At 69.9% G+C, this 23,464-nt stretch carries 21 protein-coding genes and 1 pseudogene; 9 read left to right on the top strand and 13 right to left on the bottom strand.

Annotated elements, in window-relative coordinates; all coding sequences use genetic code 11:
• Nucleotide 1: 1 nt before the first annotated feature.
• The 4 genes from SSQG_RS18205 to SSQG_RS18190 form a co-directional block, all read right to left on the bottom strand.
• A complete protein-coding gene (locus SSQG_RS18205) occupies nucleotides 2-1,558 on the bottom strand; it encodes an SCO6880 family protein (RefSeq protein WP_003991278.1) in 1,557 nt (518 codons plus the stop codon).
• Complete coding sequence (locus tag SSQG_RS18200) at nucleotides 1,555-2,892, bottom strand: membrane protein (RefSeq protein WP_039933034.1); 1,338 nt, start codon at nucleotides 2,890-2,892, stop codon at nucleotides 1,555-1,557. Before SSQG_RS18200 ends, SSQG_RS18205 begins: the two co-directional genes overlap by 4 nt.
• Complete coding sequence (locus tag SSQG_RS18195; protein ID WP_003991276.1) at nucleotides 2,882-3,712, bottom strand: hypothetical protein; 831 nt, start codon at nucleotides 3,710-3,712, stop codon at nucleotides 2,882-2,884. The genes SSQG_RS18200 and SSQG_RS18195 overlap by 11 nt, the downstream gene beginning before the upstream one ends.
• Nucleotides 3,713-3,902: 190 nt before the next feature.
• Nucleotides 3,903-4,211, bottom strand: a complete 309-nt coding sequence (locus tag SSQG_RS18190) for a hypothetical protein (RefSeq protein ID WP_003991275.1) — start codon at nucleotides 4,209-4,211, stop codon at nucleotides 3,903-3,905.
• A gap of 640 nt (nucleotides 4,212-4,851) precedes the next feature.
• Here SSQG_RS18190 and SSQG_RS18185 point away from each other — a divergent pair.
• Both SSQG_RS18185 and SSQG_RS18180 read left to right on the top strand, forming a co-directional pair.
• Nucleotides 4,852-5,796: an NlpC/P60 family protein gene (locus SSQG_RS18185; RefSeq protein WP_425315018.1), complete on the top strand. Its 945-nt coding sequence runs from the start codon at nucleotides 4,852-4,854 to the stop codon at nucleotides 5,794-5,796.
• A gap of 225 nt (nucleotides 5,797-6,021) precedes the next feature.
• Nucleotides 6,022-6,729, top strand: a complete 708-nt coding sequence (locus SSQG_RS18180; RefSeq protein WP_003991273.1) for a phosphatase PAP2 family protein — start codon at nucleotides 6,022-6,024, stop codon at nucleotides 6,727-6,729.
• Between the two features lie 253 nt (nucleotides 6,730-6,982).
• Here SSQG_RS18180 and SSQG_RS18175 read toward each other — a convergent pair whose 3' ends face one another.
• Entirely contained in the window at nucleotides 6,983-8,551 is a 1,569-nt protein-coding gene (locus SSQG_RS18175) for an FAD-binding oxidoreductase (RefSeq protein WP_003991272.1), read from the bottom strand.
• Between the two features lie 595 nt (nucleotides 8,552-9,146).
• Between SSQG_RS18175 and SSQG_RS18170 the strand changes: the two genes are divergently transcribed.
• Together SSQG_RS18170 and SSQG_RS41840 are read left to right on the top strand one after the other, a co-directional pair.
• Nucleotides 9,147-9,998 (top strand): hypothetical protein, encoded by an 852-nt coding sequence (locus SSQG_RS18170; protein ID WP_003991270.1) that lies wholly within the window; start codon nucleotides 9,147-9,149, stop codon nucleotides 9,996-9,998.
• Nucleotides 9,999-10,089: 91 nt separating this feature from the next.
• Nucleotides 10,090-10,257 (top strand): hypothetical protein, encoded by a 168-nt coding sequence (locus SSQG_RS41840; protein WP_167545762.1) that lies wholly within the window; start codon nucleotides 10,090-10,092, stop codon nucleotides 10,255-10,257.
• A 12-nt stretch (nucleotides 10,258-10,269) separates the two neighbouring features.
• On the opposite strand, the gene SSQG_RS18165 is transcribed toward SSQG_RS41840, so the two are convergent.
• Nucleotides 10,270-10,656, bottom strand: a complete 387-nt coding sequence (locus tag SSQG_RS18165) for a metal-sensitive transcriptional regulator (protein ID WP_003991268.1) — start codon at nucleotides 10,654-10,656, stop codon at nucleotides 10,270-10,272.
• 239 nt (nucleotides 10,657-10,895) lie between these two features.
• Between SSQG_RS18165 and SSQG_RS18160 the strand changes: the two genes are divergently transcribed.
• Both SSQG_RS18160 and SSQG_RS18155 read left to right on the top strand, forming a co-directional pair.
• The gene (locus SSQG_RS18160) at nucleotides 10,896-11,516 is read left to right on the top strand and encodes a DUF47 domain-containing protein (RefSeq protein ID WP_003991267.1); all 621 of its coding nucleotides are present in this window, start codon (nucleotides 10,896-10,898) and stop codon (nucleotides 11,514-11,516) included.
• Nucleotides 11,517-11,523: 7 nt separating this feature from the next.
• Nucleotides 11,524-12,522, top strand: a complete 999-nt coding sequence (locus SSQG_RS18155) for an inorganic phosphate transporter (RefSeq protein ID WP_003991266.1) — start codon at nucleotides 11,524-11,526, stop codon at nucleotides 12,520-12,522.
• Nucleotides 12,523-12,668: 146 nt separating this feature from the next.
• Here SSQG_RS18155 and pstB read toward each other — a convergent pair whose 3' ends face one another.
• From pstB to SSQG_RS18120, 7 genes are all read right to left on the bottom strand, one after another.
• Nucleotides 12,669-13,445 carry a phosphate ABC transporter ATP-binding protein PstB gene (pstB, locus tag SSQG_RS18150; protein WP_003991265.1) on the bottom strand — a complete coding sequence of 259 codons (777 nt, stop codon included), beginning with the start codon at nucleotides 13,443-13,445 and terminating at the stop codon, nucleotides 12,669-12,671.
• A 69-nt stretch (nucleotides 13,446-13,514) separates the two neighbouring features.
• Nucleotides 13,515-14,573, bottom strand: coding sequence for a phosphate ABC transporter permease PstA (pstA, locus tag SSQG_RS18145; RefSeq protein ID WP_003991264.1), 1,059 nt, complete (start codon nucleotides 14,571-14,573; stop codon nucleotides 13,515-13,517).
• Nucleotides 14,570-15,571, bottom strand: a complete 1,002-nt coding sequence (pstC, locus tag SSQG_RS18140) for a phosphate ABC transporter permease subunit PstC (protein ID WP_003991263.1) — start codon at nucleotides 15,569-15,571, stop codon at nucleotides 14,570-14,572. The genes pstA and pstC overlap by 4 nt, the downstream gene beginning before the upstream one ends.
• A gap of 105 nt (nucleotides 15,572-15,676) precedes the next feature.
• A complete protein-coding gene (pstS, locus tag SSQG_RS18135; RefSeq protein ID WP_003991262.1) occupies nucleotides 15,677-16,798 on the bottom strand; it encodes a phosphate ABC transporter substrate-binding protein PstS in 1,122 nt (373 codons plus the stop codon).
• 252 nt (nucleotides 16,799-17,050) lie between these two features.
• Nucleotides 17,051-17,518 (bottom strand): NUDIX hydrolase, encoded by a 468-nt coding sequence (locus SSQG_RS18130; RefSeq protein ID WP_003991261.1) that lies wholly within the window; start codon nucleotides 17,516-17,518, stop codon nucleotides 17,051-17,053.
• Nucleotides 17,515-18,711 carry a CHAD domain-containing protein gene (locus tag SSQG_RS18125; RefSeq protein ID WP_039933031.1) on the bottom strand — a complete coding sequence of 399 codons (1,197 nt, stop codon included), beginning with the start codon at nucleotides 18,709-18,711 and terminating at the stop codon, nucleotides 17,515-17,517. The genes SSQG_RS18130 and SSQG_RS18125 overlap by 4 nt, the downstream gene beginning before the upstream one ends.
• Nucleotides 18,692-20,923, bottom strand: a complete 2,232-nt coding sequence (locus SSQG_RS18120; protein ID WP_039933029.1) for an RNA degradosome polyphosphate kinase — start codon at nucleotides 20,921-20,923, stop codon at nucleotides 18,692-18,694. Before SSQG_RS18120 ends, SSQG_RS18125 begins: the two co-directional genes overlap by 20 nt.
• Nucleotides 20,924-21,416: 493 nt before the next feature.
• On the opposite strand from SSQG_RS18120, the gene SSQG_RS18115 reads away from it, so the two are divergent.
• The 3 genes and pseudogenes from SSQG_RS18115 to SSQG_RS18105 all read left to right on the top strand — a co-directional run.
• The gene (locus SSQG_RS18115; protein ID WP_003991258.1) at nucleotides 21,417-21,959 is read left to right on the top strand and encodes an RNA polymerase sigma factor; all 543 of its coding nucleotides are present in this window, start codon (nucleotides 21,417-21,419) and stop codon (nucleotides 21,957-21,959) included.
• Nucleotides 21,956-22,788 (top strand): annotated as a pseudogene (locus tag SSQG_RS18110) (zf-HC2 domain-containing protein). Before SSQG_RS18115 ends, SSQG_RS18110 begins: the two are co-directional and overlap by 4 nt.
• A partial coding sequence (locus tag SSQG_RS18105) for an ABC transporter ATP-binding protein (protein ID WP_003991256.1) occupies nucleotides 22,785-23,464 on the top strand: 680 nt, incomplete at its 3' end. The pseudogene SSQG_RS18110 and the gene SSQG_RS18105, both read left to right, overlap by 4 nt.

The raw sequence follows: 23,464 nt of genomic DNA, 5'->3' as shown, positions 1-23,464 counted from the left end.
CCTACCTCCGAATGCCGGTGGCGAAGGGAAGGGTGTTCACGAAGGCGCGGTGGTGCTCGCGGTCGCACCACTCCAGCTTGAGGTACGACTTGCCGGCCGAGGCCCTGATCGTCCGCTTGTCGCGGGCGAGGGCGTCGGGGGAGCGGGAGGAGACCGTGATGTAGCCGACGAGGTTGACGCCGGCGGCACCGCTGGCGAGGTCCTCGCCGCGCTGGTCGAGCCGGGAGTTCGCGGCCGCGTCGCGCGGGTCGACGGTGCGGTTCATCTTGGCGGCGCGGGACGCCTCGGCCTCGTCGTTGGTCTTCTCGGTGAGCATGCGCTCGATGGCGACCTCGGTGGGTTCGAGGTCCATGGTGACGGCGACCGTGCGGATGACGTCCGGGGTGTGGACGAGGAGCGGGGCGAGGAAGTTGACGCCGACGGGGGTCATCGGCCACTCCTTCACCCAGGCGGTGGCGTGGCACCAGGGGGCGCGGGTGGAGGACTCGCGGGTCTTGGCCTGGAGGTAGGTGGGCTCCATGGCGTCGAGCTCGGCCGGCCAGGCGTTGCGTTTCGTCATCGCCTGGATGTGGTCGATCGGGTGGTCCGGGTCGTACATGGAGTGGACCAGCGAGGACAGCCGTCCCTGGCCGAGCGGCTGTCGTACCCGGATGTCGGCCTCCTGGAGGCGCGAGCAGATGTCGGTGAGCTCGCGGGCCATGACGACGGCGAGTCCGGCGTCCCGGTCGACCTTGCTGCCGTGGGCGCGGGCGGCGCGGGCCATGGCGCCCGCCTCCGCGGCGAGTTCGCGCGTGTAGTGCATGCAGGCGACGAGGTAGGCGCGGTGCTGCTCGCTGCTGGTGGACACCATCGACTGGAGCTGGTCGTAGGACTGCTGCAGCCACGGGGGTGCCTTGTCGTCGCCGCGTACGGAGACGTCCTTGGCGTGGGCGTCCGGGTCGGCGGGGAGGGTGCGGGCGAGCATCTGGAGGCGGGTGACGAAGCCGTCGCCGTTGGCCACGTGCTTGAGCAGGGTGCCGAAGCGGTCGACGAGGGCTTCCTGGTCCTCGCTGTCGCGCAGGCCGACGCCGGGGCCCTCGATCTCGATGGCGGCGGTGACGGTCTTGCGGTCGGCGTGCAGGAGCACGGCGATCTCGTCCGGTCCGAAGGGGGCGGACAGCCAGGTGATGCGGCCGATGCCCGGGGGCGGGCCGATCTCCACCTCACGGCCGTCGAGCCGGGTGCCGGCCTCGACGGCGGTGGAGCGGTAGGTGGCGCCCTGCTTGACGGTGCGCTTGAAGCTGCGGTTGATCTCGAACCACTTGTAGAAGGTGCGGTGCTTGTACGGCACGTACACGGCGGCCAGCGCCAGCATCGGGAACCCGGCGAGCAGCACGATGCGCAGGGGCAGCACCGGGACGAGGAGACCGGACATCATGCCGAGGAACGCGCCCACGACGATCAGGGCGATCTCTCCGGTCTCGCGGTTGCGGCCGATGATCGCGTTCGGCCGGGCGCGGCCGATCAGATATGTACGGCGGGGCGTGACCGGATGGGACACGTGGGACTCGGTCGTCAACGCCCTTCACCTCCCGTGCGATTGGTACTGCTGTTGCGGGTGCTGCTGGCGTGGGGAGTGTTGACGGGGCTGCTCGAACGGGGTGCGGGTGCGGCGGAGGGGACGGATCCGCCGCCGTTCGAGGTGCGCGTGCCGTGCGCGGCGACTCCGCCGGAGGCGGGGTTGCTGGGGCGTGGGGCGGAGGACTGGCTGCCTGAGCCGCTGTTGTTGTCCGCGCGGGAGCTGTGGGTCTTGATGCCCTGCGCGACCAGGCTCGCGGGGGAGCTGATGACCGCGGCGGCCTTGCTCTCGGCGCCCTGCATGAGGCGGTTGTTGCGGGAGCCGGCGATCTCGTCGCCGAAGCCGGGGACGAAGCGGTAGATCATCGCGCTGGCGAAGATGGCGAGCAGGATGATGGCGAGGCCGGAGACGACGGCGGAGAAGGCGTCGGGGCCGTCGCCGGTGGAGAGCGCGCCGGCGAGGCCGAGGACGATCACGATGACCGGCTTGATGAGGATGACCGCGATCATGATGCCGGCCCAGCGGCGGACGTGGCCCCAGAGGTTCTTGTCGACGAGGCCGGCGTAGACGACGGTGCCGAGGAGGGCGCCGACGTAGAGGAGCGCCGCCCGGATGACGAGCTCCAGCCAGAGGACGCCGGCGGCGAGGATGCTGACCAGGGAGACGACGATCAGCATGATCGGGCCGCCGCCGATGTCCTCGCCCTTCTTGAGGGCCTCGGAGAAGGTGCCGAAGAAGGCGTCGGTCTGGTCGCCGGTGGCTTTGGCGAGGACCTCGGTGACGCCGTCCGTGGCGGATACGACGGTGTAGAGGATCAGCGGGGTGAAGGCGGAGGCCAGGACGGTCAGCCAGAGGAAGCCGATGGCTTCGGACAGGGCGGTGGTGAGGGGGACGCCGCGGACCGCCCGCTTGGCGACGGCCAGGAGCCAGAGCAGGAGCGTGAGGATCGTCGAGGCGGCGAAGACGACGGCGTACTGCTGGAGGAACTTGGGGTTGGTGAAGTCGACGTTGGCGGTCTCCTTCACGGCGTCGCTGAGCTTGTCGACGGTCCAGGAGGCTGCGTCGGCGCAGCCCTTGGCTAGGGAGGAGAGGGGGTCGAGGGTGGAGGTGGGGTCGAGACGGGAGGTGCCGCCCCCACCGCCTCCGCCGACGCTGCCGGTGTCGCCCTCGCAGATTTCCCTGGCCCTGCCCGAGAGCAGGGAACAGTTGTCGTCGCTGGGTGTGGGCGACGGGGTGGGGGCGGCGGCCGCCCGGGTGGCGAGCAGGACGACGGTGGTCTGTACGGCTGTCAGGGTCGCGGCGAGTTTGACTGCGCGGCGCGGGCTACCGGGCATATGTGAACCCTCCGAACTCCTGGACGGCCTTGGTGATGTCGTCCGACGTCGACACCTTGTTGTCGCCGTTGACCGGCGCGGGGCCTTCCTTCTGGGAGAAGCTGTCGACCTTCCAGTCGCCGTCGGTCCAGCGCAGCTGGAGGGTCATGGTGAACCAGTCGCTGGTGACCGGGTTCTCCGAGCTGTCCCCCGTCATCCCGTACACGCCCGTGCACCAGACCTCGACGGTGGCGGCGTTGCCGGAGTACTCGGTGGCCTTGGTACCGACCGGCATGGTGCGGGAGACGTACGTGCTGCCCTTCGGGGCGTCGCCGTTCTGGTCCAGGCCGACCTTGTCCAGGAACGCCTTGTCGTACACCCGGTCGAAGTTTCTCTCCAACTCGGAGACTCTGCCGGCGTCGAACACCTGGCGGAGCATCTCGGGGCGCCGGGCGGGCTTGAGGATGTCGGCCGAGACCAGCACCACCGCGTAGTTCGCCGCCGCGCTCTCCGCCCCCTCCTGGTCCTGTGCGAAGCCCGACGGGATGCCGCCGCCCGACTTGGTCTGGACGGGGCGTTTGCCGGAGGGCGCCGTGGCCGCTGTGTCCGGCTTGTTGGTGCCTGAGTCGCTGGTCTCGGTGGTGTCGTCGCCGCGGTTCGCGAAGGCGATGGCTGCGATGAGGAGGACCACCACGCCGACCACGGTGACCAGGCTGCGGGACGACGAGCGGCCGCGGCGGGTGCTGCCGTAGGGGTCGGTTCCGGTGTCGGGCAGGCGGGTGCGGGTCTGGCCCGTGCCGCCGTAGCCGCCGGAGGCCTCGTGCTCGTCACCGAGACTCATGCCGCGTACGCCCCCTCGACGTCGTGCGGAGACACTTCGTACTCCTCGTACGACGGTAGCCGTGCTGGTTCCCGCGCGGGCGCGGTGTGGTGACTCGACATCAGGGAAACGCAACCTCAGCCGGTGGGCACGACGGGCGGGTGGGATGGAGGGGAGCCGGGCGTGCCCGGCCGGGGCGGGTGGTGCCCGGCTACACGGCCATGCCGTACACGATGGTGAAGAGCGTGCCGAGGGAGCCGATGATGAAGACTCCTGTGAGGCCGGCGATGATGAGGCCCTTGCCCTGTTCGGCGCTGAAGGTGTCCCGGAGGGCCGTCGCGCCGATGCGTTGCTTCGCCGCGCCCCAGATGGCGATGCCCAGGCAGAGCAGGATGGCGACCGCCATCACGACCTCGATCATCACCTTGGCCTCGTTGCCCAGGCTGCCGAAGGGGCCCCAGTCCGGAGCGATCCCGCCGATGATGGTGTTGATATCTCCCTTGTCGGCCGCAAAGAGCATGTAAGTCACCGCCCCTGGTGGGTAGTTCCGCATCCTCTGCGGTCGTGCAGAGGTCAGGCCTCATTGTCGCCGACAATGACGCTGCCGCATGTCGACTTGGCGTCATTGATTGGCGGGTTTCGTACGAATACCTTGCCGGGATCGTATGGTCACTCTGTGTATCACGGCGGGTCACCCCGGGCAATGAGGCCTGAGCGAAACCTGTCGTGTGGTTCCGTCGTTGTCCCCTCTTACGCCCTGCGTCACCTTTTCGGGCCGTTTTTGACGGTCGGTCGGGTGAGTGGTCGCGCCGGTGTTCCCCGGGTGAAGGCTACCTAACACGGGGAACGGGCCGTGGTTGGGTGCTGCGGCTTTCCTTGGTCGATGACGTTCGTCGGTGATGCTCCTCGTGACGGTCTGTCACTGGGAGAGTCGTCAGCCGGTGGGGACGCGCCCGTGCGCCGGTTGCCCCTGGTGTGTCGGGCTGTGCTTTCGGACGTTCTTCTTTTGCGCCGACTCTCCTCCTCGTGATCATTCCCGAGGTCGGCGGGCGCCTCTACACTGGCCGGGCGGTGGACTCCTTTGGGGTGAGGGGCGGTTGACGGTGCGTAAGGCTTGGGTCGTGGCGGGTGTTGCGATCAGCTCCGCGCTGGCCTTCGTGATGCTGCTCGTGGTGGGCGTCTACATCGTTGCCGGGAACCTGGTCAACGGCGTGGGCGGTGGGGCGAAGGCGCTCGCCAAGGGGGCGGTGCCCGCCGCGTACTCGGCCCTCGTGCAGAAGTGGGGCAACCTGTGCCCCGCCATCAGCCCGGCCCTGCTGGCCGCCCAGCTGTACCAGGAGAGCGGGTTCAACCCGAAGGCGCAGAGCCAAGCCGCCGCACAGGGGATAGCGCAGTTCATTCCCGGCACCTGGGCCTCGCACGGCATCGACGGGGACGGGGACGGCGACCGGGACGTATGGGACCCGAAGGACGCGATCCCCTCTGCCGCGTCGTACGACTGTGAGCTCGCCTCGTACGTGAAGGGCGTTGGCGGGAATCCGACCGAAAACATGCTGGCCGCGTACAACGCGGGGGCGTACGCGGTGATCAAGTACAAGGGCGTGCCGCCGTACAGCGAGACGCAGAACTACGTCAAGACGATCACGACGCTCTCCCAGAGCTTCGCGGCGCCCGTCGGGCGGGTCGACCCCTCCGAGCAGGCCGCCGGCGCCATCGAGTACGCGCAGAAGAAGCTCGGCACGCCCTACCTGTGGGGCGGGACCGGTACCGCTGAGCAGGGCGGACGCTTCGACTGCTCCGGGCTGACGCAGGCCGCGTACGAGAGTGTGGGTGTCCGGCTGCCACGCGTCGCCAACGACCAGTACAACGCCGGACCGCACCCCAAGCGGGATGAACTGCTCCCCGGCGACCTGGTGTTCTTCTCGGACGACCTCACCAATTCCCGGACCATCCGGCATGTCGGTATTTATGTCGGTGGGGGGTACATGATCGACGCGCCGCGAACGGGCGCCGTGATCCGGTTCGACCCGATCGACACCCCTGACTACTTCGGAGCCACCCGGGTCACCGAAGATGGCGCGAAAGCGCTGCCCACGACGGTGTGAACCGCGCGTGAACCCGCCCCCTGAGCTGCGAAGACGTATCTCTCTTCGATAACGTCTACGTGATCATTCGGTGGAGTGTGGAACGTATCAACGGGGACCGTGCGTTCCTGGTGACGTAGCCGAGCGGACGTCAGTGCAGCGGAAGCGGATCTACAAACCACGGGGGTGGCAGGAACGGCGCACGCACAGGTGCGCCGAGAGAGACGACGAAGGGGCCGCAGCACCATGGCTGGACTCGCCGAATCCGGGTCGAACCCCGACGTCGACCTGCTCTACGACATCAATGGCCTGGCCAAGGACGCACCGCCGTGGTTCGACCGGGTCATGGAGTTCGTGGGCGAATACGGGCTGTTGCTCGGCATCGTCCTGCTCGTGCTGTGGTGCTGGTGGACCCTGCGGCGCAGGGGCGACGAGGACGCGGCGTCCTCCGTCGCGGCGCTGGCCTGGGCGCCGCTCGCGGCGGGCATCGCCGTGCTGGTCAACGTGCCCATACGCGGGTTCGTGGAACGGCCCCGGCCGTTCCTGGACCACCAAGGGCTCGAGGTGCTGGTCAGCGGGAAGACCGACTACTCGTTCGTGAGCGATCACGCGACGATCGTCATGGCGATGGCGGTCGGACTGTTCGTCGCGAACCGGAAGTTCGGGCTGGTCGCGCTGGTGCTGGCGGTGTTCGGCGGGTTCATCCGGGTTTACATGGGTGTGCACTATCCGACGGATGTCATCGGCGGGTTCGCGCTGGGGACGGCTGTGGCGTTGCTGCTGTCGCCGGTGGCGATGGCCCTGTTGACGCCGGTTGTGCGGGCTGTGGAGCGGTCGGCTCGGGTGGGGTGGGTCGTTCGGGCCAGAGGGCGGAGTGCCGGGGCGGGGGACGCGGTGATTCCCGGGGCCCGGAGTGAGCGTGCCGGGGCTTCCGAGAGGGACCTTGCTGCGTAGCGCCGCGCGTCGTCCATGGACCGACCTTCCGAGTGCGGGGGTTCTTCGGAAGGCTCGGCCAGCACCTCCGCACTCTCGTCACCGGGCTCCCGCTGGAGGAACGTCAGAACGAAGTCGACGATTTCCCGTCATGTGGGCGGGCGTGGGCGAGACGGCTCGTACGCTCTGGTCGTTGCCCCGGAAGGACAGAAAATCGTCGCGCTGCTCGGCCGGAACGCGACCGGCGGCACCCCGGCGGATGCCGAGCACGGACCTAAAGCGCCTGTGGGTGGGTGAAGAAGCGGTTTGGGTCGTACTGGTGCTTCAGTTTGGTCAGGCGGGTCGACGCTTCGCCGTAGTACGCCTTGCGCCAGTCGGTCAGGGTGGGGTCCGTGTAGTTCTGGTAGGCCGCGCCCGAGGCGTGGGGGCGCATGGACTTGTGGGCCGAGGCCAGCCAGTCGCGGGCCGTCGAGCCTGTCGTGCCCGGCCGCCAGGCGGCGATGTACTGGGCCAGCATGCGCGAGCGGCGGTGGACGAAGGCCGTGGAGGTGGGGGACACACGGTTGATCGCCCCGCCCAGGGCGGTGAGCGCGATGCTACCGGTGCCGCCGCGCACCGACTTGATCTGGGACAGCAGGGTGCGGATCCCGGCCGCGGAGAGGGAGCGGTCGAAGAAGTCCGACGCCGCGGCGTAGGTCTCGCGGCCCAGCGCGCCCTTCGGGGAACGGCCCGGGGTCGAGCCGGGGAGGTGGCACTGGGCGTCCGTCGGGAACGAGGAGCAGCCGGCGTAGACCTCCATCGACTCCTCGTACGAGCGGCGCTTCAGGGAGACGCTGCGGGCCGGGGCGCCGACGCGGTCGGCGAGGCGGTCGACCGCGTTCTGCAGTTCGCCGTAGGTGCCGAGGGAGAAGGCCGCCACGGAGACGGTCGGGGTGCCGCCGGCGGCGTTCGCGAGGTGGAGGGACGACCAGATCTCGTCGGGCTGTGACGGGCCCCACTCCTGCCAGGCCTTCACCACCGCGGCCGCCTTCGACCAGGGCCAGGACAGGTACGCCGAGACGCCCTGCGGGGCCGGGTGGGTCTTGAAGTGCAGTTCCGTGACGACGCCGAAGTTGCCGTTGCCGGCGCCGCGCAGGGCCCAGAAGAGGTCCTTGTTCTCGCGGGCGTTCGCGGTGAGTTGCTTGCCGTCCGCGGTGATCAGGGTGGCCTGGGTCAGGCTGTCGCAGGTCAGACCGTAGGCGCGGGAGACCACGCCGTGTCCGCCGCCGAGGGTGAGGCCGGAGACGCCGACGGTGGGGCAGGAGCCGGCGGGGATCGTCACGCCCTTCGCGGCGAGGGCGCGGTAGACGTCGATGAGCTTGGAACCGGCGCCGACCACCGCGGTGTTGCCGGTGGCTCGGATGCGGTTGAGCTTCGAGACGTCGATGATCAGGCGGCCGTTGCCGGAGGACCAGCCCGCGTAGGAGTGGCCGCCGTTGCGGATCGCCACGTGCAGGGCGTGGGCGCGGGCGTAGGCCAGGGCGGTGCGGATGTCGTCCGGGTGGGAGACGTAGGCGACCGCGGCGGGCTTCAGGGTGTCGAAGCGGGTGTTGTAGAGCTGGTGGGCCGTTTGCCAGGCGGTGTCGCCCGGGCGGACGAGGGGGCCGTCGAGGTCGCGGGCCAGGGCGGACCAGTTGGCGGCGGTGGTCTTCGTTCTCGTGGCCGTGGTGGTGGTTGTGGTCGCTGTTCTGGTGGTGGGTGAGGCTCCGGAGCGGGTGTCGGACTGTGTGCACGCGGCGGTGAAGGGTAGTGCGGCCGTGGCTATGCCTGCCGTGCCGGCTGTGAGGAATGTGCGCCGTTCCATGGGGCCTCCCGGTGGTTCCGTCGTGGGAGACGGGGTGGTGGGCGCGGGGGTTCCATAGTGCCGGGGGGCTGGAGCTCGGTGTTCGGGAGGGTGCTGTGTGTTGGGGCCGGGGGCGGGGGGTTGCGCAGCCCGGCGTGGCGGGGTGCCTCCCCCAAGCTCTCGGCTTCGCTCGAGCAGGGAGGTGCCCCCACCGCCCACCCTCCCCCAAGCTCTCGGCTTCGCTCGAGCAGGGGGGACCCCCATCGCCCCAGCGGCACGACTGCCCGCAGCTAAGGCGCCCACCCGGCGGCACGACTGCCCGTAGCTAGGTCGGGTTCTCGTGTTTTTGCGCGTCTGTGCGGGCCTGGCTTCTTGCTCTTCTGGCTGGGCCCTGCCAGCCGCAGGTGCAGGTGGCCATGGAGAAGCGGCCCTTGTCCGTTGTTGCCGTGCGGTGTTCCGGACCGTCCTGCTGCGCCACGCCGACAACGTTACCCAGGCCGGGTAAAGGCTTTGTATGCCGGCTCTCGAGGCCTCGCGTGACGAGGGCACATACCGGTCGTTAACCGGAACAACGAGGGGGCCCGTGACGGACGTACCGGCTGGGGGTAGGCAGGCGATGACTGGGCGGCAGCGGGAACGACGGCACAGGCGGACGGGTGCGGCGGTCGTCGCGGCCGGGATCGTGGCCGGGGTGGGGCTGGGGGCCGGAGGGTGCGCCGGGGGTGACGCCGTGGCCGGGGATTCCCGTGGTGGGGACGCCGTCGTCGTGTTGCGGCGGGCCGCCGACCGGCTGGTGGAGGCGGGGAGTTCGAAGGCCCGTACGTCGATGGAGATGGCCACCGGCGGGACCCGGGTGACCATCCGGGGCGCGGGGGTCTACGACTACCGGAAGCGGATGGGAAGGCTGCGGGTGTTGCTGCCGCAGGATCCCGCGGGCGCCACCGAGCACCGGCCCATCACCGAACTGCTCGCGCCCGGGGCGCTCTTCATGAAGAACCGGGGGGCGGGTGTGCCGCCGGACAAGTGGGTGCGGGTGGAGACGCGGACCCTGTCCGACGGAAATCTCGTCACCGGCGGGGCCACCGATCCGTTCGCGGCGGCCGAGGTGCTGCGCGGGACCCGGTCGGCCAGGTATGTCGGAAGGACCGAGGTGGCGGGCACCGGGGTGCGGCACTACAAGGGGACGGCCGATCTCGGTGATGCCGCGAAGCGGGCCTCCGACGGCAACCGGACGCCGCTGAACGCGGCGGCACGGGGGTTCGCCACGGCCGAGGTGCCGTTCGACGTCTACCTCGACGACGAGGGGCGCATCCGCAAGGTCCGGCACCGGTTCAGTTTCGTGGGCGGGCAGCAGAAGAGCCCGGTCGCCGTCGCCTCGACGACGTTGCTCTACGATTTCGGGGCCTCGGCGCGTGTACGGCTGCCGGACACCGACGACATCTACGCGGGCGAGATCGCCGAGGGGTGACCGGCGCGAACTAGCCCGTCCGTGCCATGCGCGGTGTGTAGGCCGCTCCCTACTCTAGGAAGTCGGCAACGGCAGAGATGAGGTGATGCACGTGGCTCCGGTCGGCGGTACGGCAGTTCAGGACCACGTGGCCCTCGCCGAGATCGAGCTGTGCGGAGAGCTGATCATCGCGGCCTCGGCCGCTCAGGAGCGGCTCAGCCTGGAGAGCATCGACGAGGTGCTGAAAGTGGCCGAGGAGCGGGACGCCTCCGGCGGATGAACCGGGCCGGGCTCATGTCCGCAGCATGCGGGCGATCGCCTGGGTCGCCTCCTTGACCTTCGCGTCGATCTCGTCACCACCCTTGAGGGCCGCGTCGGCGACGCAGTGCCGCAGGTGCTCCTCCAGCAGTTGCAGGGCGAAGGACTGCAGGGCCTTGGTGGAGGCGGAGACCTGCGTGAGTATGTCGATGCAGTAGACGTCCTCGTCGACCATGCGCTGGAGGCCGCGGATCTGGCCCTCGATACGGCGCAGGCGCTTGAGGTGTTCGTCCTTCTGCTTGTGGTACCCGTGGACGCCGCGGTCATGGTCGGTCACGATGTCCGTACCGGCTGTGGTTTCGGTGACGTTCGCGACATCCGAGGCATCCCCGGCGTTCGTTACGTCGGTCACGTCCGTCATCGTGTCCTCCTGGTGGGCAGTGAGCCGACATATACCCCTGGTGGGTATATGGTACCGAACTTTGCTGGGTATACGCCTCTTGGCCGAAGCCCTGCGCAACGGCCTGATCCATACCCTGGACCGCCCCCGTGCTCAGCACCTTGCCCGATGGGCGACACTGGGGGACGGCCCGATAGCCGTGGCCGAATGATGCGCCTAGCATCAGCCAGACCGAAACCGAAGCACCCCGAGGACCCCACGTGCGCTTTCGTCTGACCCCCAGGGAGACGAGCTTCTATGACATGTTCGCCGCCTCCGCGGACAACATCGTCACGGGCTCGAAGCTCCTGATGGAACTGCTCGGAGCGGACACATCCGCCCGGGCCGAGATCGCAGAGCGTATGCGGGCAGCGGAACACGCAGGTGACGATGCCACGCACGCGATCTTCCACCAGCTGAACTCCTCGTTCATCACGCCGTTCGACCGCGAGGACATCTACTCCCTCGCCTCGTCCCTCGACGACATCATGGACTTCATGGAGGAGGCCGTCGACCTGGTCGTCCTCTACAACGTCGAGGAACTGCCCAAGGGCGTCGAGCAGCAGATCGAGGTCCTGGCGCGCGCCGCCGAGCTGACCGCCGAGGCCATGCCGCACCTGCGGACCATGGAGAACCTCACCGAGTACTGGATCGAGGTCAACCGGCTGGAGAACCAGGCCGACCAGATCCACCGCAAGCTGCTCGCGCACCTCTTCAACGGCAAGTTCGACGCCATGGAGGTCCTCAAGCTCAAGCAGATCGTGGATGTGCTGGAGGAAGCGGCGGACGCGTTCGAGCACGTGGCGAACACGGTGGAGACCATCGCCGTCAAGGAGTCCTGAGCCCTTCATGGACACCTTTGCTCTGGTCGTGACCATCGCGGTCGCGCTCTTCTTCACGTACACCAACGGCTTCCACGATTCGGCGAACGCGATCGCCACGTCCGTCTCCACCCGGGCACTGACGCCGAAGGCCGCGCTGGCCATGGCGGCGGTGATGAACCTCGCCGGTGCGTTCATGGGCTCCGGCGTCGCCAAGACCGTCAGTGAGGGGCTGATCCAGACTCCCGTCGGGTCGAAGGGGATGGGGATCCTCTTCGCCGCGCTGGTGGGGGCGATCGTCTGGAACCTCATCACCTGGTACTTCGGACTGCCCTCGTCCTCCTCGCACGCGCTCTTCGGAGGCATGGTCGGCGCGGCGCTGGCCGGCGGGACGACGGTCTACTGGAGCGGGGTGCTCGACAAGGTCGTCATCCCCATGTTCGTGTCGCCGGTCGTCGGTCTGCTCGCCGGTTATCTCGTGATGACCGCGATCATGTGGATCTTCCGAAAGGCGAACCCGCACAAGGCCAAGCGGGGCTTCCGCATAGCCCAGACCGTCTCCGCGGCCGGAATGGCGCTGGGGCACGGTCTGCAGGACGCGCAGAAGACCATGGGCATCGTGGTGATGGCGCTCGTCATCGCGGATGTCGAGGACTACGGCGATCCCATTCCGGTGTGGGTGAAGATCGCCTGTGCCGTGATGCTGTCGCTGGGCACGTACGCCGGTGGATGGCGGATCATGCGGACGCTGGGGCGGAAGATCATCGAGCTCGACCCGCCGCAGGGGTTCGCCGCGGAGACCACGGGGGCGTCGATCATGTTCACCACGGCGTTCCTGTTCAAGGCGCCGATCTCGACGACGCACGTCATCACGTCGGCGATCATGGGCGTGGGGGCCACCAAGCGTGTCAACGCCGTGCGGTGGGGTGTCGCCAAGAACATCATCCTGGGGTGGTTCATCACGATGCCGGCCGCGGCGATCGTGGCCGCCGCGTCGTTCTGGGTCGTGAATCTGGCGGTCCTCTGAAAACTGGCGTCCCTCCGGGAAGCCGAGGACGACAGAAGCCGCACACACGAAAAGGCCCGCCCCTGGGAGAGGGGCGGGCCCTTTTTCGGCCTCGCGGTGGCACCGCCATGCAGCACCGCGAGGAGTCTCGGATGACTCTCGGCGGATCAGCCGAAGCGGCCGGAGATGTAGTCCTCCGTGGCCTGGACCGACGGGTTGGAGAAGATCCGCTCCGTCTCGTCGATCTCTATGAGCTTGCCGGGCTGGCCGACCGCCGCGAGGTTGAAGAACGCCGTGCGGTCGGAGACCCGCGCCGCCTGCTGCATGTTGTGCGTCACGATGACGATCGTGAAGCGCTCCTTCAGCTCCCCGATCAGGTCCTCGATCGCGAGGGTGGAGATCGGGTCGAGGGCGGAGCAGGGCTCGTCCATGAGCAGGACGTTCGGCTCGACCGCGATCGCCCGCGCGATGCACAGACGCTGCTGCTGGCCGCCGGAGAGGCCCGAGCCGGGCTTGTTCAGGCGGTCCTTGACCTCGTTCCAGAGGTTCGCGCCCTTGAGCGAGCGCTCGACGACGTCCGCCAGCTCGCTCTTCTTGTAGCTGCCGTTCAGCCGCAGGCCCGCCGCCACGTTGTCGAAGATCGACATGGTGGGGAACGGGTTCGGCCGCTGGAACACCATGCCGACCTCACGGCGCACCGACACCGGGTCGATGCCCGTGCCGTAGAGGTCCTCGTCGTCCAGCAGCACCTTGCCCTCGACCCGGCCGCCGGACGTCACCTCGTGCATGCGGTTCAGCGTGCGCAGGAACGTCGACTTGCCGCAGCCGGACGGGCCGATGAACGCCGTCACCGAGCGCGGCTCGACGGTCATCGAGATGTCCTCGATCGCCTTGTGGGAGCCGTAGTAGGCGGTGAGTCCGCTTACGTCGATTCGCTTGGCCATTAGTACTTCACTTCCAAAGTCTGGGGGTCGCTGTGGGGCCCCGCGCGGCGGTAGCCGCATATTGACGTCTTAGCGACCGGTCTTCGGGGCCTTCCAGCGGGCGATCCCGCGGGCCACCAGGTTGAGGATCATCACGAAGGCGATCAGCGTGAGGGACGCGGCCCACGCGCGGTCGTACGCCGTGGCCTCGCCCGACCCGTACTGCTGGTAGATGTACAGCGGGAGCGACGCCTGCGCACCTTCGAAGGGGTTGGCGTTGATGAACTTGCTGCCGAACACCAGCAGCAGCACGGGCGCGGTCTCACCGGCGATACGGGCGATGGACAGCATGATGCCCGTGGTGATGCCGCCGATGGACGTCGGCAGGACCACCTTCAGGATGGTGCGCCACTTGGGCACGCCGAGCGCCAGAGAGGCTTCGCGCAGCTCGTTCGGGACGAGCTTCAGCATCTCCTCCGTGGAGCGGACGACGACCGGCATCATCAGGATCGCGAGGGCGAGCGAGCCGGCGAAGCCGAAGGGCTCCATGTCGAACATCAGCATGAGGCTGAGGATGAACAGGCCGGCGACGATCGACGGGATGCCGGTCATGACGTCGACGAAGAAGGTGACGGCCCGAGCGAGGTTGCCGCGCCCGTACTCCACCAGGTAGATCGCGGTGAGCACACCGACCGGCGCGGCGATCAGCGTGGCGAGGCCGACCTGCTCCAGCGTGCCGAGAATGGCGTGGTAGATGCCGCCGCCCGGCTCCGAGTCGGCGATCACGCCCATCGAGTGGCTCAGGAAGTAGACGTCGAGGACCTTCACACCGCGCTGGACGGTCGACCACACCAGAGAGGCCAGCGGCACCACGGCGAGCAGGAACGCGACCCACACCAGCGAGGTGACCACGCGGTCCTTGGCCTGGCGGCGGTTCTCGACCCGGGCCGCGATGACGTACGTCCCGAGGACGTGGAGGATCGCGGCGATCAGTGCCCACTGGATGTTGCTGTGCAGGCCGGCGGCGGCGCTGATGCCGACTCCGAGGGCGACGGATCCGGCGGCGATGGCCCACGGAGCCCACTTGGGCAGACGGGCGCCGCGCAGGGTGCTGGGGTGCTTGGCGGTGAGGGAGGATGCGGTGCTCATGCGTTGGCCCCCGAGTACTCCTTGCGGCGGGCGATGATCGCGCGGGCCGCGCCGTTGACCAGCAGGGTGATGACGAACAGGACCAGGCCGGAGGCGATCAGCGCGTCACGGCCGAACTCGGTGGCCTCGCTGAACTTGCTGGCGATGTTCTGGGCGAAGGTGCCGCCGCCCGGGTTGAGCAGGCTGCCGTGGATGAGGAAGTCCGGGGAGAGGACGGTCGCCACGGCCATGGTCTCGCCGAGGGCGCGGCCGAGGCCGAGCATCGACGCGGAGATCACACCGGAGCGGCCGAAGGGCAGGACCGACATGCGGATCACTTCCCAGCGGGTGGCGCCGAGCGCCAGGGCCGCCTCCTCGTGCATCTGCGGGACCTGCCGGAAGACTTCACGGCTCACGTTGGTGATGATCGGCAGGATCATGATCGCCAGCAGGATGCCCACGGTGAGCATGGAGCGCGCGGCGCCGCCCTGCCAGGAGAAGATGCCGGTCCAGCCGAGGTAGTCGTTCAGCCAGCCGAACAGGCCGTTCAGGTTCGGGACGAGGACCAGGGCGCCCCACAGGCCGTAGACGATGGACGGCACGGCAGCGAGCAGGTCGATCACGTAGGCGATCGGGCCGCGCAGCCGGCGCGGGGCGTAGTGCGTGAGGAACAGCGCGATGGCGACCGCGACCGGGACCGCGATGACCATGGCGATGATCGAGGAGACGACCGTGCCGTAGGCCAGGACCGCGATGCCGAAGACCGGCGGGTTGGCACCGGTGTTCCAGTCGAGGGTGGTCAGGAAGTTGCCGTGGTCCTTGCTGATGGCGAGCACGGCGCGGTAGGTGAGGAAGCCCGCGATCGCGGCCATGATCACCAGCAGCAGGATGCCCGAACCACGGGAGAGACCGAGGAAGATCCGGTCTCCGGGCCGGGTGGCTCCACGGGCCGCGCGCTTCTGCTCGGCCGCGGACGGCGGGGTGGGGGGAGGTGCGTCAGCTATCTGTTGTGTGTCCATCGGGTTCTCCGGTCTGCGGAACCGCACGTGCTGTGCGGTTCCTGGCGGCGGTGCACCGGACGGTGCGGTCCGGTCCCGCGGGGGTGACCGGACCGCACCCTGAGATCAGCTCAGGCTCTCGACGGTCGTGCGGACCTTGGCGATGATGTCGTCGGGCATGGGCGCGTAGTCGTTCTCGGCGAGGATCTTCTGACCGTCCTCCGAGGCCGCGTAGCGCAGGAACGCCTTGACGGCGGGCAGGGTGTCGGCCTTGTTGCCCTTGTCGCAGGCGATCTCGTACGTCACCAGGACCATCGGGTAGGCGCCGTCGGCCGTGGTGCCGTAGTTCAGCTGCAGCGCCAGGTCCTTGCCGGTGCCGACGACCTTGGCGTCCGAGATGGCCTTGGTGGCGTTCTCGACGGTCGCCTGGACCGGCTTGCTGGCGCCGGTGTCGATGGCGACGGTCTTGATGCCGTCCTTGGCGTACGACAGCTCGAAGTAGCCGATCGCGCCGGCGGTCTGCTTGACCTGCGCGGCGACCCCGGAGGACTGCGGAGCGGACTGGCCGCCCTTGGCCTGCCAGGCCTTGCCGCCCTCGTAGGGGAAGTCCTTCTTCGCGGTGGCGATCAGGTACTTGGTGAAGTTGTCCGTGGTGCCGGACTCGTCCGAGCGGTGGAACGCCTGGATCTTGAGGTTGGGCAGCTTCGCGTCGGGGTTCAGCTTCGCGATCGCCGGGTCGTTCCAGTTGGTGATCTTGCTGTCGAAGATCTTGGCGATCGTCGGGGCGTCCAGGACGAGGTTGTCGACACCCGGGACGTTGTAGCCGACGGCGATCGGGCCGCCGACCATCGGCAGGTCGATGCCCTGGCCGCCCTTGCAGACCTTCTTGGAGGCCGCGACCTCTTCCGGCTTCAGTGCCGAGTCCGAACCCGCCCACGGGACCTGGCCCTGCGTGAACGCGGTGACACCGGCACCGGAACCGCCGGCCTTGTAGTTGATCTCCACCTTGCAGGCGGCCGAGAACTGCTTGACCCACGCGTCGACCGCGTTCTTCTGAGCGGAGGAGCCGTCGGCGAGAACCTGGCCCGAGGCGTCGTCGCACTTGATGTTGCTGGCGTCGGCGGCGGCGGAGGAGCCGCCGCCGCCGGTGCCGGTTTCGTCGGAGCCGCACGCCGTGAGGGTCAGGGCGCCGGAGACGGCAAGAGCACCGAGAGCGAGGGCCCGCCGGTTCATGCGCTGAAGCTTCACTTGAGTTCCTTCCGAGAGCCGCCGTCCTGAATCGGCGGCGTGCGAAAGCGGGGTGACATGGAGCGCGCACCGTGGGCGCGGCTCACGTCGCGTAAGGCTGAAATTAGGCAGATCAGGTGAAGCCGCCGATGGCCGCGAATGAACGGGGGGTGAACCCCTGCCGACGGTGTGGTTAGGTCACGGAATGCTCACGGGGAGAGCACGTGAGGATTCCGTTTCGCCCGCGTGTCCCTCCGGTGAGGGTGGAGGGCGTCAGTCCGGTCTGCCGGCGGGCTGTGGCCGGTTCAGTACGGTGAGCAGCGCGTCGACCAAGGGACGGTCGTGGGGCTGGGTGAGGCGGGCGCGGGCGGCGGCCGGAGTCAGCCACAGGACCCGGTCCACCTCGTCCGTCGGGGAGAACGCGCAGGTCGTCGCCTCGGCGGCCCAGTAGCGGACCTGCTTGGGGCGGCCGTTCGCCAGATAACGCAGGGTGTGCAGCTCGGGTCCCGGCACCGCCTGGCAGCCCGTTTCCTCCGCCACCTCACGCAGGGCGCCGGCGAGGGCCGCCTCGTCGCGCTTCAGCTTGCCTTTTGGCAAGGACCAGTCGTCGTATTTCGGCCGGTGGACGAGGCAGAGTTCCAGCTCGCCGGTGACGGGAGAGCGGCGCCACAGGACGCAGCCGGCCGCCTGGACGGTGGTGTCGTCGGGGGAACCGGAGGAGCCGGTGGAGCTCGGGCTCATCGGGTGCTCACCGCCTCCTTCTGCCAGCACTGCTGGAAGGTGAAGCGCGCCGCCTCCACCTCGTGCCGCTGGTCGGCGTGGAGCACGCCGAGGGCGTAGGCCGTGGCCGGGGCGATGCGGGGGGTACGGGCCGCCTGGGCCGCGGCCGCCGCCGCCTCCGAGGCGTCCCGGTGCTGGTTGAGGGCCTGGCCGGCGGCGAGCAGGCGCAGGTCGGAGGTGCCGTCGGGCTCGCCGAGGACGACCTCGCGGGCGTAGCGGTGCAGGCGCAGGAGCAGGCGGACCTGGTGCCACGGGGCGTCCTGCGGGTGCGGGACCGTGTCCGGGGACAGGCCGTGGATGAGCGCGGCGGCGTTGTAGGGGTGGCCTGCGGTGATGAGGGGGAGGGCGGTCACGGCGTCGGTGAGGCGGTCGTGGGCGGCCGTTGCCAGGGGGCGGAGGTCGGTGGTGGTGGCGGTCTTGGTGAGGGGGACCTCGCTGGCCAGGACGGCGACCTTGTCGGCGATGGCGTGGAAGCGGCTGGAGCCCATGGCCTGGAGGGCTGTGGAGTGGGCTCGGGTGCGGGCGAGGGTGAGCTGGCGGTCCAGGAGGGCGCCTGCTTTTGCCGCGCCCACTGTCAGGTTGCTGCGCTCCGGGGTGCTGGGCGGGGGGTTGCGCAGCCCGGCGTCGCGGGGTGCCGCTCTCTGTGGGACGGGTGCCGCCCCAGCGGCACGACTGCCCGCGGCTGCGTCGGCACGCGCGCCCGCGGCTGTGCCGGCACGACTGCCTGCGGCTACGTCGGCACGACTGCCCGCGGCGGGGGCGACGCGACTGCCCGCGGCGGGGGCGGTGGGGTCGGTGCCTGAGAGGCGGTGGAGGGCGGTCAGTAGGCGTTCCAGGCGGGAGGTGTAGGCGTGTTCCATGGCCAGGGTTCCCGAGACCCAGGCCAGTTCCGGGCGCATGCCCTCGGACCAGTCCGTGTCGAGGAGGGGCTGGAACGTGTGCAGGGTGGCGCTGATGCGGCGGGCGGCGCGGCGCAGGGCCAGGGCCGCGTCGACGGACCCCTCCGAGCCGTTCGCGCCCGAACCGTTCTCCCGGTGCAGACGCAGTGCTCGGAGGAACTCCGTGGCCTGGCCCCGCAGGTAGCCCGCGAGGGCGTCCCCGGTGGGGGCGGGACCGGCCACGTGGTCCGTCGGGTCAAGGTGTCGCTGTGCCACGCCGGCGCCTCCGGGCGTCTATGAGCATCTCCTGAATGTTGCGCAGGGGCTGGCCGTCCGCGTCGGTCGCATGCCGGGTCCAGTCGCCGTCCGGGCCGAGGTGCCAGGAGGCGGTGGTGTCGGACATGCCGGTCTCCAGCAGCCGGTTCAGGGCCGCCCGGTGTGCCGGGTCCGTGACCCGGACCAGGGCCTCTATCCGGCGGTCGAGGTTGCGGTGCATCATGTCGGCGCTGCCGATCCACACCTCGGGCTCGCCGCCGTTGCCGAAGCCGAACACCCGGGAGTGCTCCAGGAAGCGGCCGAGGATCGAGCGGACCCGGATGTTCTCCGACAGGCCCTCCACGCCCGGGCGCACCGCGCAGATGCCGCGTACCCAGATGTCCACCGGCACGCCCGCCTGGGACGCGCGGTAGCAGGCGTCGATGACGGCCTCGTCGACCATCGAGTTGACCTTGATACGGACGTACGCGGGCCGCCCGGCGCGGTGGTGCTGGATCTCCTTGGTGATCCGCGAGACCAGGCCGTCGCGCAGCGACTTGGGGGCGACCAGGAGACGGCGGTAGGTCTCCCGGCGCGAGTACCCGGAGAGGCGGTTGAAGAGGTCCGAGAGGTCCGCGCCGACCTGGGGGTCGGCCGTGAGCAGGCCGAGGTCCTCGTAGAGGCGGGCCGTCTTCGGGTGGTAGTTGCCGGTGCCGACGTGGCTGTAGCGGCGGAGCGTCTCGCCCTCCTGGCGGACCACCAGCGACAGCTTGCAGTGGGTCTTCAGCCCGACCAGGCCGTAGACCACGTGGCAGCCGGCCTCCTCCAGCTTGCGGGCCCACTTGATGTTGGCGTGCTCGTCGAAGCGCGCCTTGATCTCGACCAGGACCAGGACCTGCTTGCCGGACTCGGCGGCCTCGATGAGGGCGTCGACTATGGGGGAGTCGCCCGAGGTCCGGTACAGGGTCTGCTTGATCGCGAGGACGTCCGGGTCCCCGGCCGCCTGCTCCAGGAAGGCCTGGACGGAGGTGGAGAACGAGTCGTACGGGTGGTGCAGCAGGACGTCCCGCTCGCGCAGCGCGGCGAAGATGTCCGGCGCGGACGCCGACTCGACCTCGGCCAGGTCACGGTGCGTGCCGGCGACGAACTTGCGGTACTTCAGCTCCGGCCGGTCCAGCGAGGCGATCCGGAACAGGCCGGTGAGGTCCAGCGGGCCCGGCAGCGGGTACACCTCGGCCTCGCTGATCTTCAGCTCGCGCACCAGCAGGTCCAGGACCTCGCGGTCGATGGACTCCTCGACCTCCAGGCGCACCGGCGGCCCGAAGCGGCGCCGCATGAGCTCCTTCTCCAGGGCCTGGAGCAGGTTCTCGGCGTCGTCCTCCTCGACCTCCAGGTCCTCGTTCCTGGTCAGGCGGAAGGCGTGGTGCTCCAGGACCTCCATGCCCGGGAACAGCTCCTCCAGGTGGGCGGCGATGACGTCCTCGATGGGGACGTAGCGGCCCGGGGAGCTCTCCAGGAACCGGGACAGCAGCGGCGGCACCTTCACCCGGGCGAAGTGCTTGTGGCCGGTGACCGGGTTCCGTACGACGACGGCCAGGTTCAGGGAGAGGCCGGAGATGTACGGGAAGGGGTGGGCCGGGTCGACCGCCAGCGGGGTCAGCACGGGGAAGATCTGGTGCCGGAACAGGGTGAACAGGCGGGCCTGCTCCTTCTCCTCCAGCTCGCTCCAGCGGACCAGGTGGATGCCCTCCTCCGCGAGTGCGGGGGCGACGTCCTCGTGGTAGCAGGCGGCGTGCCGGGCCATGAGCTCGCGGGAGCGGGCCCAGATCATCTCCAGCACCTCGCGCGGCTGGAGGCCGGAGGCGGAGCGGGTGGCCACGCCGGTGGCGATACGGCGCTTCAGACCGGCCACCCGGACCATGAAGAACTCGTCCAGGTTGCTGGCGAAGATCGCGAGGAAGTTGGCCCGCTCCAGCAGAGGCGTGTTCGGGTCTTCAGCGAGTTCGAGGACGCGCTCGTTGAACGCGAGCCAGCTGCGTTCCCGGTCGAGGAACCGGCCCTGCGGCAGCTGGGGCCCGTCGTACGGCGATTCCTCGTACGCGTCGAGGTCGGCATCGATGTCGGGTTCCAGATCGGAGACCGCTGCCGCGACCGTGTGCGGGCGGTGGGCCGCGATGGAGCCCACGGACGGCTGTGCGTGCTGGACCTGCGCCTGGGCGTTCGGCTGGTTCATGGACCCATTCTTCCGCGCCGCGAGCATCACGGGCGCGTCGGAAAGCGCGGGCGGGAGCGGGGGCGTCACATGAGTGTTCCCGTTCCTCCCGTGTCCCTCTCGGGGCGGTGAAGGCTCTGGCACGGCGGGATTCATTGGCCGAGCCTCGCAAGCTCGTCTGAACCGATGGTTACGGAGACATGACGTGTGGGACAGCGGGGGGCGGCTCGCGGGGGTGCGTCTGAGGGGCACGGGCCGGTCCGGGCGGTTGCCCACAGGCTGTGGATGAACTTTTCTCGCGGCCTCGCGGCCTCGCGGCCTCGCGGCCTGTGGCCCAGTGGTCCGTGACTCGGCAACTCGGCGACTCGGTGGCCTGGCGACTCGGTGGCCTGGCGGCTTGGCGGCCCGGTGGCCCGGTGGCCCCGAGAGGCGGGCCCGAGGTAGGCCCGTGGCAGGCCGGAAAGTCATGCGTGGTTCCGTGAACCGTTCGCCCCCGGCGGTCCGATGAGGGGACGTGAGCGAAACGAGAAGCGACGGGGAGCTGCTGCGGGCCATTGCCGCGGACGCCGACCGGCGTGCCTTCGAGGAGCTGTACCGGCGGTACGCGCCGTGGCTCCGTGCCCGGCTGCGGGGTCGGTGCGCCGACGTGGGCGTCGTCGACGACGTCGTGCAGGAGACGTTCCTCGCGGTGTGGCGGGGCAAGGCCCGTTACCGGGAGGACGGTGACGTGGCCGGGTGGCTGTGGCGCATCGGGTCGCGGCGGCTGGTGGACGCGCTGCGCGGAGACGGGGCGCGGGGGCGGCTGCGGCAGGCGCTGGCACGGCTGCGGCACCGGGACGAGGCGTCGGCGGAGGAACGCGTGCTCGCGGGGGTGGAGCACGGGGACCTCGCCGGCGCCCTGGTCCGGCTGTCGCCGGAGCTGCGGGCGGTGCTGCAGGCGACCGTGATCGACGGGCTGACGACCCGGGAGGCGGCCGTGCTGCTCGGAATTCCGCCGGGGACGGTCAAGACACGGGCGATGCGCGCCCGGAAGCAGTTGCGGGAGGCGTTGGCATGAGTTGGCACGTGCCCGAAGAAGATCTGCGCGCCTATGCGCGGGGGGAGTTGGCCGTGCCCGCGGTGTGGTCCGCCGACGCCCATCTGACCTCGTGCGCGCGGTGCCGTGAGGCGCTGGCCGAGGTGAGTGACCCGGTCGCGCTCGACGCGGGCTGGGAGCGGCTCGACGCCGAGCTCGACGCGCCCCGGGTGGGGATGCTGGAGGCGCTGCTGGTGCGGTTCGGGGTGGCCGGGCACATCGCGCGGTTGCTGGCGGCGGCCCCGGTGCTGCGGCGGTCCTGGCTGGGGGCCGTCGTCGCGGTGCTGCTGCTGAGCGTCGGGGCGGCGCACGCCGTCCAGGGCGGGGAGTCCCCGACACTGTTCCTCGCCCTCGCGCCGCTGCTGCCACTGGCCGGGGTGGCGCTGTCGTACGGCCCCGCGCTGGACCCGACGTACGAGATGGCCGTCGTGGCGCCGATGCCACGATTCCGACTGCTGATGATCCGACGGTGACGTGCTGAGCGTGATGCTGAGGATGAACGAGCTGTCACGCTGGCCCTGCCCGAGTACGAGCTGCGAGCCCTGGCCTGGCTGCTGCCCGCTCTCGCGCTCACGCGGCCGGGCTGGCGCTGACGCCCCGGCTCGGGCCCGTGCTCGCGCCGTCGCTGGTCGGCGGGGCCTGGATCGGGCTGCTGATCACGGCCGACGCGCTGCGAGCCGGGGCCGAGGTGCCGCTGGCGCCGTTCACCCCGGCCGGGCAGGGCGTGGCGGCGGTGGTCACCGCGCTCGGGGCCGGGCTGCTCTTCCTCCTCCGTGACCGTTTCGATCTCTTCCAGGGACGTGCCGTATGACTCCGACCGTGTCCGCCTCCGGGCTCAGCCTCCGCTACGGCGGCACCCACGCCCTCGACGACGTGTCGCTGCGGCTGACCGGCGGCGTCACCGGGCTGCTCGGGCCCAACGGCGCCGGCAAGACCACACTGCTGCGGGTGCTCGCCACGGCCCTGCCCGCCGACCGGGGCGCCTTCACCGTGCTCGGGCACGACCCGGGCACCGCGCGCGGACGGCAGGAGGTACGGCGGCGTCTGGGCTACCTGCCGCAGACGCCCGGGCTCCACCCGGACTTCACCGCCTTCGAGTTCGTCGACTACGTGGCGATCCTCAAGGAGATGACCGACCGGGCCGCCCGGCACCGCGAGGTGCGGCGGGTGCTCGACGAGGTCGGACTGGCCGAGGTGCGGGGCAAGCGCATCCGGAAGCTCTCCGGGGGGATGCGGCAGCGGGTCGCCCTCGGGGCCGCCCTGGTCGGCGATCCGGGATTCCTGGTGCTGGACGAGCCCACCGTAGGACTGGACCCCGAACAGCGCATGCGGTTCCGGGAGCTGATCGCGGGGGCCGGGGAGGGGCGCACGGTGCTGCTCTCCACCCACCAGACCGAGGACGTGGCCATGCTCTGCAACCGGGTGCTGGTCATGGCCGGCGGACGGGTCCGCTTCGAGGGCACACCGGCCGAGCTGACGGCCCGGGC

Source organism: Streptomyces viridochromogenes DSM 40736, from assembly GCF_000158955.1.
Lineage (GTDB): Bacteria > Actinomycetota > Actinomycetes > Streptomycetales > Streptomycetaceae > Streptomyces > Streptomyces venetus.
This window is presented reverse-complemented; position numbering and strand designations above follow the sequence as displayed.

Bases quoted from the DNA above. Each gene is read 5' to 3' on its own strand.
- SSQG_RS18200 (WP_039933034.1), bottom strand. From the start codon at position 2,892: ATGCCCGGTAGCCCGCGCCGCGCAGTCAAACTCGCCGCGACCCTGACA.
- SSQG_RS18195 (WP_003991276.1), bottom strand. From the start codon at position 3,712: ATGAGTCTCGGTGACGAGCACGAGGCCTCCGGCGGCTACGGCGGCACG.
- SSQG_RS18190 (WP_003991275.1), bottom strand. From the start codon at position 4,211: ATGCTCTTTGCGGCCGACAAGGGAGATATCAACACCATCATCGGCGGG.
- SSQG_RS18185 (WP_425315018.1), top strand. From the start codon at position 4,852: ATGCTGCTCGTGGTGGGCGTCTACATCGTTGCCGGGAACCTGGTCAAC.
- SSQG_RS18180 (WP_003991273.1), top strand. From the start codon at position 6,022: ATGGCTGGACTCGCCGAATCCGGGTCGAACCCCGACGTCGACCTGCTC.
- SSQG_RS18175 (WP_003991272.1), bottom strand. From the start codon at position 8,551: ATGGAACGGCGCACATTCCTCACAGCCGGCACGGCAGGCATAGCCACG.
- SSQG_RS18170 (WP_003991270.1), top strand. From the start codon at position 9,147: ATGACTGGGCGGCAGCGGGAACGACGGCACAGGCGGACGGGTGCGGCG.
- SSQG_RS18165 (WP_003991268.1), bottom strand. From the start codon at position 10,656: ATGACGGACGTGACCGACGTAACGAACGCCGGGGATGCCTCGGATGTC.
- SSQG_RS18155 (WP_003991266.1), top strand. From the start codon at position 11,524: ATGGACACCTTTGCTCTGGTCGTGACCATCGCGGTCGCGCTCTTCTTC.
- pstB (WP_003991265.1), bottom strand. From the start codon at position 13,445: ATGGCCAAGCGAATCGACGTAAGCGGACTCACCGCCTACTACGGCTCC.
- pstA (WP_003991264.1), bottom strand. From the start codon at position 14,573: ATGAGCACCGCATCCTCCCTCACCGCCAAGCACCCCAGCACCCTGCGC.
- pstC (WP_003991263.1), bottom strand. From the start codon at position 15,571: ATGGACACACAACAGATAGCTGACGCACCTCCCCCCACCCCGCCGTCC.
- SSQG_RS18130 (WP_003991261.1), bottom strand. From the start codon at position 17,518: ATGAGCCCGAGCTCCACCGGCTCCTCCGGTTCCCCCGACGACACCACC.
- SSQG_RS18120 (WP_039933029.1), bottom strand. From the start codon at position 20,923: ATGAACCAGCCGAACGCCCAGGCGCAGGTCCAGCACGCACAGCCGTCC.